General features: G+C 52.5%; 21 protein-coding genes. 11 read left to right on the top strand and 10 right to left on the bottom strand.

Going from position 1 to position 16277, the window contains the following annotated elements:
* The first annotated feature begins 193 nt into the window (after positions 1–193).
* On the top strand, positions 194–658 hold the full coding sequence (locus tag H6G13_RS05475; protein ID WP_190482149.1) for a hypothetical protein: 465 nt from the start codon (positions 194–196) through the stop codon (positions 656–658).
* Between the two features lie 252 nt (positions 659–910).
* Here the strand turns inward: H6G13_RS05475 and H6G13_RS05470 are convergent, their stop codons facing one another.
* Positions 911–1141, bottom strand: a complete 231-nt coding sequence (locus H6G13_RS05470; RefSeq protein ID WP_190482148.1) for a hypothetical protein — start codon at positions 1139–1141, stop codon at positions 911–913.
* Between the two features lie 337 nt (positions 1142–1478).
* Here H6G13_RS05470 and H6G13_RS05465 point away from each other — a divergent pair, with 337 nt between their 5' ends.
* Both H6G13_RS05465 and H6G13_RS05460 read left to right on the top strand, forming a co-directional pair.
* Positions 1479–2393, top strand: a complete 915-nt coding sequence (locus tag H6G13_RS05465) for an acyltransferase family protein (RefSeq protein WP_190482893.1) — start codon at positions 1479–1481, stop codon at positions 2391–2393.
* Between the two features lie 139 nt (positions 2394–2532).
* Entirely contained in the window at positions 2533–2778 is a 246-nt protein-coding gene (locus tag H6G13_RS05460; RefSeq protein WP_190482147.1) for a hypothetical protein, read from the top strand.
* Between the two features lie 744 nt (positions 2779–3522).
* Here H6G13_RS05460 and nrtS read toward each other — a convergent pair.
* Complete coding sequence (gene nrtS, locus H6G13_RS05455) at positions 3523–3810, bottom strand: nitrate/nitrite transporter NrtS (RefSeq protein ID WP_190482146.1); 288 nt, start codon at positions 3808–3810, stop codon at positions 3523–3525.
* A 253-nt stretch (positions 3811–4063) separates the two neighbouring features.
* On the opposite strand from nrtS, the gene H6G13_RS05450 reads away from it, so the two are divergent.
* From H6G13_RS05450 to H6G13_RS05440, 3 genes are all read left to right on the top strand, one after another.
* Positions 4064–4384, top strand: a complete 321-nt coding sequence (locus H6G13_RS05450) for an RNA-binding protein (RefSeq protein WP_190482145.1) — start codon at positions 4064–4066, stop codon at positions 4382–4384.
* A gap of 100 nt (positions 4385–4484) precedes the next feature.
* Positions 4485–4673 (top strand): 30S ribosomal protein S21, encoded by a 189-nt coding sequence (rpsU, locus tag H6G13_RS05445; RefSeq protein ID WP_190482144.1) that lies wholly within the window; start codon positions 4485–4487, stop codon positions 4671–4673.
* 304 nt (positions 4674–4977) lie between these two features.
* A complete protein-coding gene (locus tag H6G13_RS05440) occupies positions 4978–6306 on the top strand; it encodes a leucine-rich repeat-containing protein kinase family protein (RefSeq protein ID WP_190482143.1) in 1329 nt (442 codons plus the stop codon).
* 65 nt (positions 6307–6371) lie between these two features.
* Here the strand turns inward: H6G13_RS05440 and H6G13_RS05435 are convergent, their stop codons facing one another.
* From H6G13_RS05435 to H6G13_RS05415, 5 genes are all read right to left on the bottom strand, one after another.
* Positions 6372–6995, bottom strand: a complete 624-nt coding sequence (locus tag H6G13_RS05435; protein ID WP_190482142.1) for a TenA family protein — start codon at positions 6993–6995, stop codon at positions 6372–6374.
* Positions 6996–7085: 90 nt separating this feature from the next.
* Positions 7086–7850 (bottom strand): HAD family hydrolase, encoded by a 765-nt coding sequence (locus tag H6G13_RS05430; protein ID WP_190482141.1) that lies wholly within the window; start codon positions 7848–7850, stop codon positions 7086–7088.
* On the bottom strand, positions 7847–8068 hold the full coding sequence (locus H6G13_RS05425) for a hypothetical protein (protein WP_190482140.1): 222 nt from the start codon (positions 8066–8068) through the stop codon (positions 7847–7849). Before H6G13_RS05425 ends, H6G13_RS05430 begins: the two co-directional genes overlap by 4 nt.
* Before the next feature lie 295 nt (positions 8069–8363).
* The gene (locus H6G13_RS05420) at positions 8364–9065 is read right to left on the bottom strand and encodes a nuclease-related domain-containing protein (RefSeq protein ID WP_190482139.1); all 702 of its coding nucleotides are present in this window, start codon (positions 9063–9065) and stop codon (positions 8364–8366) included.
* Between the two features lie 70 nt (positions 9066–9135).
* Entirely contained in the window at positions 9136–9336 is a 201-nt protein-coding gene (locus H6G13_RS05415) for a helix-turn-helix transcriptional regulator (RefSeq protein WP_242028160.1), read from the bottom strand.
* A 290-nt stretch (positions 9337–9626) separates the two neighbouring features.
* Here H6G13_RS05415 and H6G13_RS05410 point away from each other — a divergent pair, with 290 nt between their 5' ends.
* Complete coding sequence (locus tag H6G13_RS05410; protein WP_199305744.1) at positions 9627–9935, top strand: hypothetical protein; 309 nt, start codon at positions 9627–9629, stop codon at positions 9933–9935.
* Here H6G13_RS05410 and H6G13_RS05405 read toward each other — a convergent pair.
* Positions 9901–11031, bottom strand: coding sequence for a metalloenzyme (locus H6G13_RS05405; protein WP_190482137.1), 1131 nt, complete (start codon positions 11029–11031; stop codon positions 9901–9903). The two genes, H6G13_RS05410 and H6G13_RS05405, sit on opposite strands and share 35 nt — an antisense overlap.
* A gap of 148 nt (positions 11032–11179) precedes the next feature.
* On the opposite strand from H6G13_RS05405, the gene H6G13_RS05400 reads away from it, so the two are divergent.
* Together H6G13_RS05400 and H6G13_RS05395 are read left to right on the top strand one after the other, a co-directional pair.
* On the top strand, positions 11180–12127 hold the full coding sequence (locus tag H6G13_RS05400; RefSeq protein WP_190482892.1) for an aldo/keto reductase: 948 nt from the start codon (positions 11180–11182) through the stop codon (positions 12125–12127).
* Between the two features lie 248 nt (positions 12128–12375).
* On the top strand, positions 12376–12921 hold the full coding sequence (locus H6G13_RS05395) for a DUF308 domain-containing protein (RefSeq protein WP_190482136.1): 546 nt from the start codon (positions 12376–12378) through the stop codon (positions 12919–12921).
* Here the strand turns inward: H6G13_RS05395 and H6G13_RS05390 are convergent, their stop codons facing one another.
* A complete protein-coding gene (locus H6G13_RS05390; protein ID WP_190482135.1) occupies positions 12922–13929 on the bottom strand; it encodes a DNA/RNA non-specific endonuclease in 1008 nt (335 codons plus the stop codon). It lies immediately after the preceding gene.
* 271 nt (positions 13930–14200) lie between these two features.
* On the opposite strand from H6G13_RS05390, the gene sodN reads away from it, so the two are divergent.
* Together sodN and sodX are read left to right on the top strand one after the other, a co-directional pair.
* The gene (sodN, locus tag H6G13_RS05385) at positions 14201–14674 is read left to right on the top strand and encodes a superoxide dismutase, Ni (RefSeq protein WP_190482134.1); all 474 of its coding nucleotides are present in this window, start codon (positions 14201–14203) and stop codon (positions 14672–14674) included.
* A gap of 230 nt (positions 14675–14904) precedes the next feature.
* Positions 14905–15276: a nickel-type superoxide dismutase maturation protease gene (sodX, locus tag H6G13_RS05380; RefSeq protein WP_190482133.1), complete on the top strand. Its 372-nt coding sequence runs from the start codon at positions 14905–14907 to the stop codon at positions 15274–15276.
* Here sodX and H6G13_RS05375 read toward each other — a convergent pair.
* A complete protein-coding gene (locus H6G13_RS05375) occupies positions 15273–16016 on the bottom strand; it encodes a 16S rRNA (uracil(1498)-N(3))-methyltransferase (protein WP_190482132.1) in 744 nt (247 codons plus the stop codon). The two genes, sodX and H6G13_RS05375, sit on opposite strands and share 4 nt — an antisense overlap.
* Positions 16017–16277 lie beyond the last annotated feature (261 nt).

Below are 16277 nucleotides of genomic sequence, written 5' to 3'. Positions count from 1 at the left end.
TTGACTACCCAACTGTGTACTAAGGCTTATCTTTAAAAAGCCTAGCCATCGTTAAAAGGGGCATCACCAATCGTCGAGGTCAGTAAAAGTGAGCTATCCCAGTCTTCGAAGTTACATCAAAACCTTGCGAGGATTACTGAGTCGAAAAAGTAGCTGGTTAGCCCAAGAGTCTGTTACACTGGCAGACCTTTGCTTGGCTTACGGAACTTTAGCGGGCCTCAGTGATCGAGAGAAAAAGACTTTATTTTTAGCGGCCTACTTCAAGAATTTAGGGGCCGTTTTTTTAAACCCTATTGTGCTTGAGCAGGAGTTTCAAAATCATAAGCAGGTGCAGACTCACTTAAATACCTGGTTTCAGGAGAGCGCTCAGCTAGCCAAGGAAGCTGGTCTCTCTGAGGTTGCTATCATCTTAGACCAGTATTATCGGCGGTCTGTGCCGCAGGACAAGCTGGCTAAAATCTTTCAAGTGCTGAATGCTTGGGTGTCTTGCCGCAATCGCAAAGCCTGGCGTCCCTCTATGAGTGAAAAAGATACGCTGATTATTCTAGAGCAGCGGGCTCAGCTAGAGTGGTCTGACCCTTATACGGTCCATCACTTTATCGAGTATTTCCGCCGACCCATTCCTCAAGCTAAAGCTTTAGGCGCTTACCAAAATTGAACGGCACTCCTGCCCTAGGTGCATTCTCCTGCGCTTAGGGCAACGTTTGTAGTGCCAATCAAGTGAACCGGTAGAAGCACATCGGCTAGATCGAACGCAAAGTGCCCTGGCTATTTCAGTCAGGGCACTTTATGAAAATGGCGTTGAGAGGCACTTAGTTGAAGTTTTAAGCCAAGCTCAACCTATGCAGCGTCAGGGTTTTTAGCGATTTGTAGCCGCTAAATTTAACAATATTTGATTTGGAGTTAAGGGCTATAGGGCATTTACTCGCTTGGGCTGAGCCGGTAAGAGGTTAGTCGGGCCAGTCAAGTTGGCAAAATACTTCTTGTAGAGAATAGCGGGCAGCGTTAGCGGCCAGAGCAGCGCCGCCACAGTAAAGCAGATCCAGGTTTCCACATCGGCTTTGGACGCGGTTACATCTCGCATTAGGGTTCGCAGTGCGATCGCAAAAACAAGCGTAGCTGGAATTAAGTAGAGAGTCATAAGCATCCTCCTTGGTGAGTGCCGAGGGGTATGACTGCACAACAGAGGCTTTATGTTCCCGAAAAAATTATGAAATTCTAACAACCTGCGACCCACAGCGTGATCTCTCCAAAGAGAGAGCCAAAATTTTCCATAGATAGAGATGTTGAGGGTGCTAATTGGGAGCCAAATTTAGCCTAGAGGCGAGGTCCATTAGCCTCTTCCCCAAGCCGTAAACATCAGTTCTACCAAACTCCTGAGTGCTATCGTTGTAGCCACCCTGGCAGTTCCATAAAATACAGGAGACCTTTGGTTTCCCAAAAAGCAGGCTTTCTTGTCTCAACCACGCCACTACCCAATGCCGCCTCCAGAGACTTTTTCAGACTCTGCTGCTTTTCTGGTATCGCAGTACCTCAAAGCCGCTGCTACCCCAAACAATACGTTGACCGGCTGGTCTCTAGAGGATCGAGACCCCCACGTGATCGAAAAACTGCTGCCCTTTTTTGGGGGCGTATATCGCCATTACTTCCGAGTCAAGACCGATGGCTGGGAACACATTCCGGCCGAGGGCAAAGTCCTTCTTATTGGTTCGCACAACGGCGGATGGGCTGCGCCCGATACTGTCATGATGGCCTACGACTGGTTTAGACACTTTGGGACAGAGCGGCCCATCTATGCCCAAATGGAATCTAGAATGTGGCGGGTTTGGCCTGCTTTGGCCCGTCTGGCTACCCAAGTGGGGGCCCTGCGAGCGCACCCTCAAACAGCCCTAGCAGCCCTACGGCAAAATGCTAGCCTGCTTATTTACCCCGGCGGCTTGAAGGATGTGTTTCGACCCCACGCGCTGCGACACAAGATTCATTTTGGGGGGCATCAGGGCTTCATCAAGCTGGCCCTGCAAGAAGCCGTACCGATAGTGCCGCTAATCTCCTACGGGGCCCACTCCACCCTGTTTATTCTGGCCGATGTCTATCCCGTTCTTCAGCGGCTGCACCATCGGGGTATACCCTGGCCTTGGGGCATCGATCCGGGCACCTGGCCAATCTACTTGGGCTTGCCTTGGGGTTTGGCGCTAGGCCCTTTGCCCAACATTCCTCTGCCAGTGCAGCTACATACCCGCATCTGCCGCCCCATCTTTTTCGATCGCTATGGCGATGCAGCTGCCCACGACAAAGCCTATGTTGATGAGTGCTACCACCGAGTAACCCGGCTCATGCAGCTGGAGCTAGATCGCCTGGTTGAAGAAGAAAAAGGGCAGCAAAATGATGATTAAAGCCCTCTATCGCGAGATAGAAGAAGAATTACTCATTCGGGGAACCGAAGGCTATCTCTCGGTTCTCCTCATTTTCCTCCCTTTAAAAAAAGAGTTTTATAGATAAACAACCTTCGCTGTTTCAGGCAGCCCTTAGAAAATGTTCCAACCCACTCATCTACTCGTCTCCCGCTCTCGGCAAACGCCGGTCCAGCTAGTGACCGGCTCCCAGGGCTATAAGCTCTACACCGAAAAAGAATGGCAGCAGAGCCGCAAGCCCGCTTTTGAAATGCGCTCCAAGCTAGGCATTTTTTGCCAAGGTATTCCAGTTGTAGGCTATAACCTGCAGCCCCTAACAGCTAATATGCTGGCCGAGGAAAATCCAGCGCTGGCTCAGGGAGCTTGATCTGCCATCCATTCCCTTCCGACTTCCTTTTGACTAAAGCTGCTCCAATATTGCTAGCTTGGGTTCTGGCCTGTTCTTCCCCTGTAGCAATTGGTTGAATCGAAGCTCCGTATGTTGGCTTTAGGAAACAAAGCTAACAGGCCCAGATCAACAACAGCTGCCGCTATGAGCAGACCAAAGTCACAGCAAAAACCTGAGTCATGCCTGCTTCTAGTCTAGAGAAACTGGTAACCGGGCAGGCTAAGCAGACGTTTTTCTGACAAGGGCGCTTCCTTATTAGACCTTTACGTTCTTCGAGCAAGCCAACGACCTTGCAGTGGCAGTCGTTTAATTCAGAGAATTGCCAACGTTTTCTGCCAACTGCGCTACCGTTGCGGGTAAATGCCCCCAGGGATTGGCACTTTAGATCATGGGCTTCTTAAGCAAGCTGTTTGGTGAGAAGGAAGAGGAAAAAGCGGCAGCAACCCCTTGGGTCGCGGTGAAGTCGGTAGCTACTCAGAAGTCCATTCATAGCTCAGCCGGCTAGACTATCAAATTTGGGATTACTTTATAGAGCTTCACTGAGGGTTTACAGCCTGTCGCCCTAGAAGCAGCTACATTAGTTTTAAGCCCAAAGGCTTCTTAAATTAACCCTTTATGAGTAATCCGCCCCGGCAGAAATGCCGGGGTTATTTATGTTTAGCAGCATATTAAAATGGGCAGCGCATCTGTTAAAGAAACTTTCGCTGCGGCCAGCAGGCAGCACTACCGATTCTGACGCCCCGACCCGAGAGGCAGCTCCTCCGAAGGAGCCTCTATAGAGATCGGGCAATGTTTCCGGCGGAGACGACTGGCGTACTGCCCATGCACATTGACACAGTAGGGAACAACATAGGTGAACGTGCCTGCCAGCCAACGGCTAATCGTCATATCTTGCTGCATCAAGGCAGGACCATGATTGATCGTAAACAGCAGGCTGCCGACAACCAGAGCTACTTTTATAGCCCCCAAGCGAAACTCAGGGTCAACCAGAGCTAGCAAATATCCCTTCATGCTTATAAGTGCCGTATTGTACTCAACTCAAACGCGCCCATTATCTGACAACTGCTGTTGACAGCCGGAGCATTGGGGGCATGCCCTTTGGCCCCGAGTATATCGTCAGCGACTTTAGGAAATTGTTAATAGTGATTGGGTCTGGAGTTGAGTGTGTTAATGTTACGGATAGGATTTACTTCGGTTGTGTAATTCGTTTTTTCAGCGTCTCTCCGGATCTAAGTCTCAAGGCCCCCTCATTCTAGAGATGCGTATGTCTATCTATGTTGGCAATCTTTCCTTTGAAGCAACGGAAGCAGACCTCAGTGAAGTTTTTGCAGAGTATGGCACGGTCAAGCGAGTACAGCTGCCAGTAGATCGGGAAACGGGGCGCTTTCGTGGCTTTGCCTTTGTTGAGATGGAAACCGAGGAAGAAGAAACTGCCGCCATCGAAGCTTTAGATGGAGCCGAGTGGATGGGCCGTGACATGAAGGTCAATAAAGCCAAACCTCGTGAACCCAGAGGGTCTTCTGAAGGCGGTTGGGGCAATCGGAAAGGCGGCGGCGGTGGTGGCGGTGGTGCTCGACGCTACTAAATCTCCAGCCTAACGGCTTACTGCTCAACTCCGTGGACAAAGAGAGGGTGCTGCTTTGCCACTGCTTTTTTATGTCCAGGTGATTTGTGAGGAGATTTGAATGGCCCAAGTTATTCTTGGAGAAAATGAGGGAATTGAATCGGCTCTGCGCCGGTTTAAGCGCCAAGTTTCGAAGGCGGGCATTTTCTCTGATATGAAGAAAAACCGTCAGTTCGAAACCCCAATCGAGAAGCGCAAGCGTAAAGAACTGGCGAAGCACAAAAAGCAAAAAGCCCGTTTTCGGTACTAAGGTTCGCTGCCTATCTAATTTATTTTTATCTGTTCCTGTCCTTTAGGGCTGTTTTAGCGCTTGCAAAGACTGCTCTGTGGAACACCTTAAGCTGGGTCGTCTCACCCAGTTTTTTTGTTTCTTGGTGACCTACGCTTCATTGGGCCTATGGGGATAAGCGTCGGCAGGAAGGCATCAGGAGAGGCCGGAACAAGAAAGGCGCAAGCATTTATCAAAGCTTTATACGTCAATGCCAGCGGATCTGTTCCAATGCCATATTAAGCGAGGCACGAATACAGACCCAAACAGCTACGGCAGACGATATATGAAAACATTAGATTTACTTCAATCTAATCAAACTATAGATGCTCAAAGGCTTGATCTTTCCTGTGGGCTAACTCAATTTCCCTTAGAGATTTTGGATCTGGCCGAGTCTCTAGAGATTTTGGACTTGTCGAACAATCATCTCAAGTCTTTGCCAGATGAGTTTTGCCAGTTAAAAAACCTTAGAGTTGTCTTCTTCAACAACAACGAGTTTGAGGAGATTCCAGAGGTTCTTTCCCGGTGCCCTAACCTCTCGATGATCGGCTTTAAAGCCAATCAGATTAGGACTGTTGCAGATCAGGCGCTGCCTTTGACCACTCGCTGGCTGATCCTGACCGATAACCAGATTGAGCAGCTGCCTGCTTCGATGGGCCACCTGAAAAAACTGCAAAAGCTAATGCTGGCGGGTAATCGATTGCGATCGCTACCTGACCAAATGGCTGCCTGCACCCATCTAGAGCTAGTGCGGCTGGCGGCCAATCGGCTTGAGCAGCTACCAGGCTGGCTGTTGACTCTGCCTCGCTTATCTTGGCTAGCTTACTCGGGCAACCCTTTCTGCAGTGCGGGTTCTCCGGTCAGTTCACCGCTGACAAATATTGACTGGGCAGATATCACCCTAGAAGGCACTCTGGGCCAGGGGGCTTCTGGCGTGATCTCAAAGGGCCTTTGGCAGGTTGGGCAAGATAGCAGAGAAGTTGCCGTCAAAGTCTTCAAAGGTGAGATCACGAGTGATGGTTTGCCTGCAGATGAAATGCGGGCCTGCATAGCGGCTGGAACGCACAGTAATTTGGTTAGCGTTTTGGGCAAGTTGGTTAACGCTCCTGAGGGTAAGGCGGGGCTGGTATTTCCGTTTATTCCTGCGGATTATCAGAACCTTGGGAATCCGCCCAGTCTAGATAGCTGCACCCGAGACACCTATGAGCCGGGCACGTCTTTTTCGCTGGCGGCTGCACTACGGATTGCTGGGGGAATTGCGGCGGCGGCAGCACATCTCCATGCCCGAGGTATTATGCATGGCGATCTCTACCCTCACAACACTTTGGTGAATGAAGCCGGAGACAGCCTTCTGGGTGATTTTGGCGCAGCTTCGTTTTACGACTTGAATGATCCGGTTCGCGGGGCAGCTCTGGAGCGGTTGGAGGTGAGGGCCTTTGGGTGCATGCTTGAAGACTTGCTAGATCGCTGCCAGCTAACTGATATGGCTGCCCAAGCAGAGGCTTTTGACGGTCTTCGCCAGCTACAGGAACGCTGCATGACTCCTGATCTGTCTCAGCGTCCTTTGTTCAGCAATATCTGTCGGGCTTTGGCGGATATTGGGCAAACGCTTTGATTGGTGGAATGTGCGATCGCACCATCTAGCTCAACCCCGTCCACTCTCCCACCCATCCACGCCCCTTAACTCACCTGCCAGGCTGCCTCAAAAAAATCCCGCTCACACTGCATAGCGTAGCGGTAGGTAGATTGCGTCAGAGCGCTGTCTTGGGCGTAGGCTTCGACTAGCTGCTCTAGCTGCTGGGCCAGCGGCTCAAAGTCGCTGCTGCTGTAGGTCTTGATCCAGTTGCTGTAGGGGTGATCGGGAATGCCTGCTTGGGCTAGAGACTGGCCCAGGTAGGCATAGAGCCGCATGCAGGGCGACATGGCTACAGCAGTCAGACCCACATCCTGGCTCCAAGCTGTAGCGAGCAGAAAGTCGGTGTATTGCCGGGTAGCCCCGGCAGGGCTGACTTGATGCAGGTCAACGCCCCAAGTCTGGGCATAGCCCTTGTGCAGGTTCAGCTCTTGCAGCACGCCCTCAGCTAGGCCATGAAAAATCTGGAACCCATCCCAAGTTGGGGCTTTAGCTGCAGCTAGGCTATAGGCACGGGCAAAAGCTTCGAGAAAGAAGGCGTCTTGACCGACATAGTGAGCAAACTTGCGCTCTGGCAGGCTGCCGTCGCCAATCCCCTGGACAAAAGGATGATGCAGACAGGCTAGGGCGAGGTCTTCGTTGGCTTGCCAGAGCTGGTGGGAGAGGGGCATGGGGGGAGATGGAGAGGGTGGAGGAGATGGAGAGGGTGGGGGAGAGGGGGAGGGTGGAGGAGATGGAGAGGGTGGGGGAGATGGGGAGGGTTAGGGGGTTTTGAGTAGGGATTTGGCTAGTTCTAGGGTGAAGTAGTAGGCTTGGCGGGTATTGCCTGATAGGGCTTTGAAGGGGCGGTGAGGGTCGCCGAGGTGATTGAGTACTAGGCGGGCGGCAGACATGTCGTGGTGGCGGGTATAGTCGTTGACGGTGACGACGGTGTTGAGGCCAGCGCGGGTGGCGGCAATGAGGCCCTGGTGGCTGTCTTCGATGACTAGACAGTGCTCGGGGGCGAGGGCCATTTTGTCGAGGGTGTAGAGGTAGATGTCGGGGGCTGGTTTCTTTTCGGGGACGATGTCGCCAGCAGCAATTACCTCAAACCAGTCGGGTGCCTCTGGGCCGAGGGTTGCTTGTAGTAGAGCCAGTACGTTGTCTAGGGTGCCGGTGGTTGCGATCGCAAGCCTCACCCCATGTTTGCGTGCATTTTGAATGAGCCGCTGGACGCCGGGCCGTAGGGGAATGGCCCCAGCCTGCAGAATGGCCTTGAAGTGCTCGGTTTTAGCCTGATGCAGCGCCGTGCAAAACGCTGTCATGTCTGGTTCAGGCACGAAGGAGGACTGATAGTGCTCTACGTAGTGGCGGATGCGCTCTTTGCCTCCAGCCACGCTTAGGAGCCTGCCGTAGAGGCCAACAGACCAGTCCCAGCCCAAATTAAAGTCGGCAAATGCTTGGTTGAAGGCGAGGCGGTGCCCGTCGCGTTCGGTCTCCGCCAGAGTGCCATCTACGTCAAAAATTAAAGCTTGTAGCTGCGTCATTCCTGAAATCGCGCGCTTGCCATATCTCTAATCAAAGGCATTTTTGAGCGCATGTAGTGAGTAATAAAGTTTTTTTCATCGCCGTTGAGCCAGAGCCGATTTTCTAAGGCGTGTAAAACTTGCCGCACTAGCAGCGTGTCTTCTCCTCCCATCAGTAAATTGGGCTCTGTCTCCTCGATAACGTGCCACAGCACTCGAACAAGAGAAGAGGTGTCCATGATTCCTCCAGGTGGGAGTGGGTTAGAACAGGCTAAGCATATAGCCCTGCCCTCTTTTTAATATTTTCTTTAGATTTCTGCAAGGGCATCTGATCTCGCTCTAGTTTAGCGAATTTAATCAGAACTGCTCTGCAAAGAGCCTGCTAGCAAGGCTTCTGGAAGAAACAGTTCGCCTATCGCAATGTTTTGTAAGGGATAAACAGGGGAAAGTTGCTATTTCTTTATTTCCCGATGAAAGAATATATTATTCTTAATGAGTGCCTAAATGACCGATGAATTGGTTGCGATCGCGACTTCATCCCAGCGCTTTTAGTAGAACCACCAGCTTGGCTGTTTCAACGACATAAACGCCGCGCAGCTTCTCAGGAGGCACTGAAACCTTTGCTGCTGAAAACGCAACGATAGGGGTAACAAAGCGCAGTGACTTCTGCTCTTTCACCTGCAAGGCTTGCCGCATGGCCCCGTTGAGAAAGTCTTTTTCAAAGGGATAAGTCGAGTGCCCCATGCGGCGCTGGAGCTGAGTGCCGTTGGTAAAAACTTCGCCTCGGTGAGACTTTACATCAATTGCGTAGGTTTGCTTTTTGGGAGAGGTGCAGACGATATCGGCATCCCCTAATCCACCTTTTAAGCGAAGGTTGTACTCTATTTGCCAACCCTCTCGCTCAAGCGGTCTCAAGGCTTGGGCGGTGTCTTCTTCGCCTTTTGCTCCCTGATCAGCGTGTCTTGCTCGCTTCAGCAGGTGAAAGCCATTGAAGATAAACCCTAGAGTGATTAGGAAAAACAACAGGTAAAAGTAGATCGAAACTTGAAGAACAGGGTCTTGAGCTTGATCTGATAGAGAAGAGATCTCTCCAAGAAAATTGTTAAAAGCATTGACGAGCAGACTCGGAGCGATCGCAACCAGCCCAGCAGAGATAAAAGAGAGAATTGCCTTCGCTTTTCTCTTCGCTGCCAAGTGACGAATGCTTTTCCCAGCTTGACTGCTTGATTTTGCCATGACAGCTTAAAGCAATCCCGTTGTTGTCCCTATACTTTGCCCTGCAAGGCGAGAAATCTATCTCCTGCCTTCATCCCTGAATAGGACCAAAATCGTCGGGGAGTTCTTCGATTGATAAGCTCAGTTCTCGGCAGAGGGCTTTCGTTTGCGGGACAGACAACATTGCAGGGGAGACGCCACGTTCCCAGCGGCTGATGGTGGTCACACCCACACCAATACGGCTGGCGAGTTCCTGCTGGGAAAGCCCAGCCGCTTCCCGAAGCCTTTTCAATGCGGAGTCTTGACCTGGATTGGGGGGTGAGCGTCTTACCATACCAAAGCTGTACAGGACGTATTGACAAATTGTTTAGTTGGCACGAGGATTAGTGCAGGTACAGCTAAGCCTTTGATTTACCTCCGGTAGGAAAACCGCTGGAGGCAATGATTTCTGTGCCTTCCTAGTTTCTTACAAAACCTTCGCTCTAACCAATAAGCGACTGGGCATCTCGCAAGGTGTCCGGCTGTGCGATGCCTGTGCAAGCGTTGCGCTCCCTTGTCCTGCTTACATTTTTGGAGAACCCTATGGTTTATCGCGATTCGCAAAGCGACCCCTCCAGGGAACGCCTTTATCCCTGGTGCATCATCCGTCTGTTGCCCCACTGCCAGCGCATTACCGTTGCCCGTTTTCGCAAACGCAGTGCCGCCGAAGAACACGTTAAAGTGCTGCGTCGGCTCATTCCCAGTGCGATTTTCGTTGTTCTTTTTGAAGTTGAGCACGAAGACGTTGAGAGCGCTGTTGCCTTGCAACCTAACCAAGGACTTCCTGCTGCTGCGCTGGGGCCTGTGCTGGCTCAAATTACTCAGGCGGCGCAGTCTTTGCCAGAGGGTTGAGCGAGCGCTTGAGTAGCTTGTTGTTGGCCAATTGCTCTGCAAAGCCCCGCCGAATTTCACCTAAAAAGGGAGATTTTGAGCTGCTTTTGGCCCTTTTTTTCTCTGGGGATGAGGCAGTTTTGTAGGGAGGGAGAGAAGATTTTAGTAGGCTTTGCAAGATGCTCTGCCACTTTTCAGGCCCACTTTGAGACTGTCCTACCAGGCTAAGAATTGTTGGGGTGATGCCTGTGAGGTCGGTGACAGACTGGAACGCGGCTGCGGCTTTGCCGACTACCAGCAGGGGCACTGGGTTGAGGGTGTGCTTTTTGGTTGAGAGGTCTTCTAGATTGCCGTGGTCGCTCGATACAACCAGCGTTACATGGCTCGGTAGGTGAGTAATGACGCTTTCTAAAAATGCGTCTACGAGCTGCAGCACTCGCACCGCCTGGTCAATGTCCTGATCGTGTCCGGCAAAATCAGTCAGGTAGCTCTCAAACAGGGTTACGGTGTATTGCCCTCCCAGGGTTGCCAAGCGTTTGCCTGCTTCTTGAGGGGTAATGGGCGCAGCGGCAATGCCGCGATAGCGGGCAAAGTCACCCGTGATATCCCAAAAAATGGCTTCGCCCTGCTCATACTCGTACTGCATACGAAAGGGCAGGCCCGCTGTCAGGGTGAGCAATGTGCCGACTGAGTAGCGCACGCGGCGGTTGGCAATGGCCTCGAAATACTGGGGCGAGTAAAGGTTTGCCATCGTAGCGGTGCCGCCTAGCTGCAGTACCCGCTTAAACAGACCCCATTCTTCGATGAGTGGCCGCAGTGAGCCATTGGCAAAGCCTGTCTGGTGCTGCCCTCGAAATTCAGGTGCGTTGCGTCCGGTGTAGAGGGAGGTTTGTCCTGTGGCGCTCTGGGGCAGGCCAGGAACCCCCAGGCAGGCATCAATTGGCTTGCAGAGAAGGGTGGGGGTTTGCTGGTCGCAGCCCTGGATCAGCGGCATTCCTAGCAAGGAGGTGAGATAGGGGATGGCATTGGCAGCGGCCAGGGGATTTTGAGCTGAGGCAGGCGCTAGACCCACCCCATCAAGAAAGAGGAAAATAAAGCTGTCTTGAGGAGATGCCATTCTTTTGTTATAGCGCTATCCAGCGATTTTCGTAGCCAACGTGCCCCTCGCTGACAGAAGATAAGACCAGTTGATTAAAGGACTGAACCTGACCGTGAGCGCGTCACCAGCCACCCCGATCGTCAGCCGAAACTTACTGTTGCCGCCGATGGGCTGCGGCACCTGGGCCTGGGGCAACCGCCTGCTGTGGGGCTACGATCCCAGCATGGATCAGGAACTGCAGGCCGTCTTTAATCGCTGTGTTAGCGGCGGTGTAACTCTGTTTGATACGGGCGACTCCTACGGCACTGGGCGGCTCAATGGCCGCAGCGAGAGCCTGCTAGGACAGTTTGCTAAAGACTATGCAGGGTCAAATCAGGAGCGGCTCTGCATTGCTACTAAGCTGGCAGCCTATCCCTGGCGGCTCACCCGTGGGGCAATGGTAAAAGCAGGAAAGGCGTCGGCAGAACGGCTAGGTCGCCCCGTCGATCTGGTGCAGATGCATTGGTCTACTGCTAACTATGCTCCCTGGCAGGAAAATGCCCTGCTAGATGGGTTGGGCGATCTTTATGAGCAAGGATTGGTTAAGGGCGTGGGGCTGTCGAACTTTGGGCCGAAACGGCTAAGGTTAGCCCACCAGCGGCTAGCGGCGAGAGGCGTGCCCATTGCTACGCTGCAGGTGCAGTATTCTTTGCTCTCGACCTATCCGGTGACTGACTTAAGACTCGATAAGGTCTGTGATGAGCTAGGTATTCGGCTGATTGCCTACAGTCCTCTGGGGCTGGGCCTGCTGACCGGGAAATATGCGGTGGGAGGAACGCTGCCCAAGGGGTTGCGAGGCCTAGTATTTCGGCAGCTGCTCCCCGGCATTCAGCCGTTGCTGGAGGGAATGAATGCGATCGCAACCCGCCGCGACAAAACCCCAGCTCAAATCGCCCTCAACTGGTGTATCTGCAAAGGCACTATTCCTATTCCTGGTGCTAAGACAGTGCAGCAGGCCGAGCAAAATCTGGGTGCCCTGGGCTGGCAATTAGACGAAGGCGAAGTTGCCGAATTGGATCGGCTAGCGGCTAGGAGCGACAAAAAGATGGTGCAGAATATTTTTCAATCTCGCTAGCAAGGTTCTCGTGCCAATGCTCCACATTGGCATACCCACCAAAGGCTCTGCCTAACCCACAGCAGCAGAGCTTGAGCACCAGAGTATGCCTCCTTCTATCTTTAGGAAGAAGAATAGATAATCCATTAGAGACAAGATGGAAGCGAGTAAGAATTCGATAAAAATTGGCTGTTCTGACGGAGAAAACCCTTAAAGCTCTCTTTAAGGCAGATTTTCAGCCATTTCAGTAGGCTTTTGGGAGAAAGATAATGGCAAGCCGCAACCAGATTGGGCCTAGCTCAACATGGGCAATTGTGCTGGGGGTTTTGGTAATTCTTTTGGGGATTGCTGCGATCGCAAGTCCTCTAGTGGCCGGGGTTGTGACCGGGCTATTTCTGGGATGGCTGTTTATTTTAGGCGGCGTTATTCAGGGCATTTACACCTTTCAGCACCACCGCAGTAGCGGGTCTATTGTGCTCGGTCTGCTGCTCAGCGTGTTTTCCCTAATCGTTGGGATCTTGCTGGTGGCCGACCCGTGGGCAGGGGCAGTCTCGCTGACTTTATTTGTAGGCGTTTACTTCTTTTTCGACGGGGTTTTTCGAGTCTTTCTCGCTTTTCAGCTAAAGTCTAGTTCCCGGTGGCCATGGCTTTTGGCAAACGGCATTCTCATGATTATTTTGGGAATTTTGATTTGGTCTGAATGGCCCTTAAATGCGCCTTGGATGCTAGGTATTTTGGTAGGCGTTGGGCTTTTGATAAATGGTCTGGCGCTGCTTTTCTTTGGTGTTACAGCCAAGAACCTTTCAAGTAGTTAGCTATTCCTGGCTCGTCTGAGATTCAATCGCAGCTTGAACAGCCTCGGGCACGTTCGAGAGCAAATCTAGCCCTGTCGCCAGCTCAATACTGTCGATTGAAGTTTGGTAGCGCCGCCAGTCTTCGTCTGAAATATTTTGGTTTGGGATGTCGACCGCGATGATTTGAGTCGCTTCGCTGATGCCTGCTAAACCACTGCCGGGCCGATCTAGCACTACAATCACTTTCCAAAGGCGAGAGGGCACCGTAATCTTTTGTCTCTGCCCAATCGTTTCTTTCGTGCCGTAGCTGCCTGCGATGATGTACAGTTCCCGGTCGTATTGGTAGACCAAATCGCGCTCATACTCTTCCAGCGCCCGCCAAATGCCTCGGTTATGCTCAGGGGCCTGGGGCACGATATTGGTCATTAAAAACGTGGCGGTGTTGTCTTTGACATTGGCAGTGCGGTCGGCAGAGGGCACTAGGTGGCCCCGGTCGTAGCCGCTGCCCCGGTAGTCGTCGGGCGTGACCTGATAAAAGCCTTGAGGCAAAGCCCCATCGGGCCGAAAGTTGTCTTGGCGCGGGGTGTTGCCCAGCCAGGCGGCATCGAGCTGCCAGCTAACCCAGCGGGTGAGGTTGCGATCGCGCCCATATCCCAGCGCATACTGCTGCCGCTCTAGCAGATAGTTATTGGGATTGGCATTATTAGCGTTGCTGGGGTTGCCTAGCAACAGATGGGGGCTGTTAGAAGGTACCCCTGGCGGATCAAAGGGGACGGCTTGGGGCGGCAGGCTCTCGCAGGCTTGACCATTGCCGTCGCTATCCAATCGATACGGATCGCCCGGAAAGGCATCGAGCACTTCCTGAGCCAAAACCTGGCTGTTGAAGTCACTGCAGTTGCAGTCATCATTTACACAAGGAGGCAGCGGGATTTGGGTCGAGGCTACTAGCAGCAGATCACAGGCAGAGAGCAAGGCACTGAGCCCTGCTAGCCAGCCCACCTGAGCGAAGCGTTTTAAAGCACTACCCATCGGTTTTCTCGTTTCCCTGACGACTGCACTTTAAAGGGTTCCCGCGCCAGCATTGTATCGCCTACATCAATACACACGCACTATCTCTGCTGAAGCAGACAGATTGCACAGCGCACCCGCTAAAATTAGAAATGGGTATGGGGGGGATAGGATATGAAGCTCTCTCGCACCAGCAGCTTTGGAGATATCTCCTTCTGATGCAGAGATTATCTGCCCTGCCCATACACATGTCTAATCTGATGTCTGCACTAACGCGAACTTGAAATTTCCTATGCTCAACCAAGCAATTTCCAAGCTGCAAGCCTGGTTCCCTGCACCTGAAGTGCACGCCCACTGCGACGGCCCTTGCGGAGTTTACGATCCCTCTTCTGCTCGGGTAGCTGTAGAGGCGGTGGTTTCTATGACCAAAAAATTGGTGGACCTAGAGCCTCCTACCACTGGCGACAAGGCGGCAATGGTGGCCTATCACAACACCTTCTCCCGCTACGTAGCCATTAAGGAAGAGCAGGCTCAACTGGCTAAAGAAGAACTGCTCGTTCTCTGGACTGACTACTTCAAGCCGGTTCACCTAGAGCAGTTTCCCGATCTGCACGACACTTTTTGGAAGGCCGCCAAGCTCTGCTCTGCCTGCAAGGTAGAAGTCAGTGTGCAACACGCTCAGGAGCTGATGGAGGCCGTTCAAAAAATCCACGGCATTTTCTGGGCAACCAAGAACCGTGACGTGTCTTGGTACACCGCTAGCTAGTGAACTGAGTTCATCCCAACCCCTGTAGAGACGCGACTTATTGCGTCTCTACAGGTTTAACATCGCTAATCTTGTAGGTTGGGTTGAGGCTCTGCAAAATCCAACAATCCTCTCCAATGTTGGGCTTCACTTCGTTTAACCCAACCTACACAACTGCATTGGGACTTTTAGGGAGCGGTGCATTGCTGCGCGTAGGTGAAGCTGCGCTGACGCTATGCACCCTACGATGAATGCACACCCTTAGCAACCAGCCAAATACGCTTCGGCATAGCCACCTGTGGGATGTTTTCTTGTGGTTGCTGCGGCGCAGGCGGCGGTTTCGAGTGGTAGGGCAATCGATGCTGCCGCTGCTACAGCCAGGTGAGGAAGTCTTAGTTGATCTAAACGCCTACAGCGTAAAGCCTCCCTGTTCTGGGGATATTGTGGTGGCTCGTCAGCCTCAGAAGCCGGATCTGCAGATTATTAAGTGGGTTGTTTGGGTCGAGGCTGATGGCCGCTGTTATTTGCAAGGGTTAAATTTAGCGGAGAGCACTGACAGTCGCAGCTTTGGGCTGGTGCCATTAGAGGCAATTTTAGGGCGAGTTGTTTGCCGCTTTCCTTAAGGTGCAGGTCTGTCTGCTTGAAGGTTGGCTTCAAAAACGCCTTTGATCAGCGATAGAGCCACCACTGGCGCGGTAATAGCCCTGAGAATAGTTGATCCCAGAGATACCGGCTGAAAGTCTGCCGCTAGGGCCAGCTCTACCTCTGCATCGGTCCAGCCGCCTTCTGGCCCAATGGCGACCGTTACGCCCAGAGGCCAGTCTTGCTGTAGGCAACTCAGCAGGTGGGGAGCCTCTAGGCGGGTGACACAGAGATAGTGGGCACCGGTAGGGAGGTCTTTGAGCCCTGCCTGCCAGGAAACTGGCGCTAGGATTTCGGGGGTGGTGAGGCGCTCTGACTGTTCAGTCGCTTCAGCGGCAATTCGCTGCCAGCGTTCGAGCTTGCGATCGCTAGGGCGAATCAACGTGCGATCGCTCAAAATTGGCTGAATGCGATTAACGCCCAACTCGGTCACCTGGCGCACGACGTCATCAAAACCGTTGCCTTTAGGAAGGGCGGCCAGCAGCGTTATGGTTGGGGTCGCTGCTGTTTCATCTGGCTGTAAAGCCTCAACCACGGCTGCGGTAGCGGGATCAGGGGTCAGTTTGGCTAGCCACTGCCCACCCTGGCCGTCGAGAGCAATGAACTGGTCGCCTTGGCCCAGCCGCAACACCCGGTGCAGGTACCGCTGCTGGGCCGCATTAAGGGCGATTTGCTGGCTCTGGCGCTGCTCTGGGCTAATCAAAACTCGCTGCGGTGGCACAAAGGTTTCCTTGGGTTTCCTTGAAAAGCTTCCTTTAAAATAAGGGCTCCCAGCCCGAAGGACTGGGAGCGATAAGTATATAGGTTCGGTATAGCGTAGTCTGGATAGTGGCTTGGGCTAGGGAGCGTTTGTTTCAGCTCTCGTACAATCTAATCGATAGATTGTGAAGAAAGCATAAGGGGCTAATAAAGTTTTTTGCAACTTCCTCAGTATAAAATGCTACACAGTATCAGAAAGTTTATACTGGTAAAGTTTGTGCTG

Source organism: Pseudanabaena sp. FACHB-2040 (assembly GCF_014696715.1).
In the GTDB taxonomy this organism is placed as follows: Bacteria; Cyanobacteriota; Cyanobacteriia; order Phormidesmidales; family Phormidesmidaceae; genus JACVSF01.
Note: the sequence above shows the minus strand (reverse complement) of the source record. Positions and strands in the feature narration are given on the sequence as shown.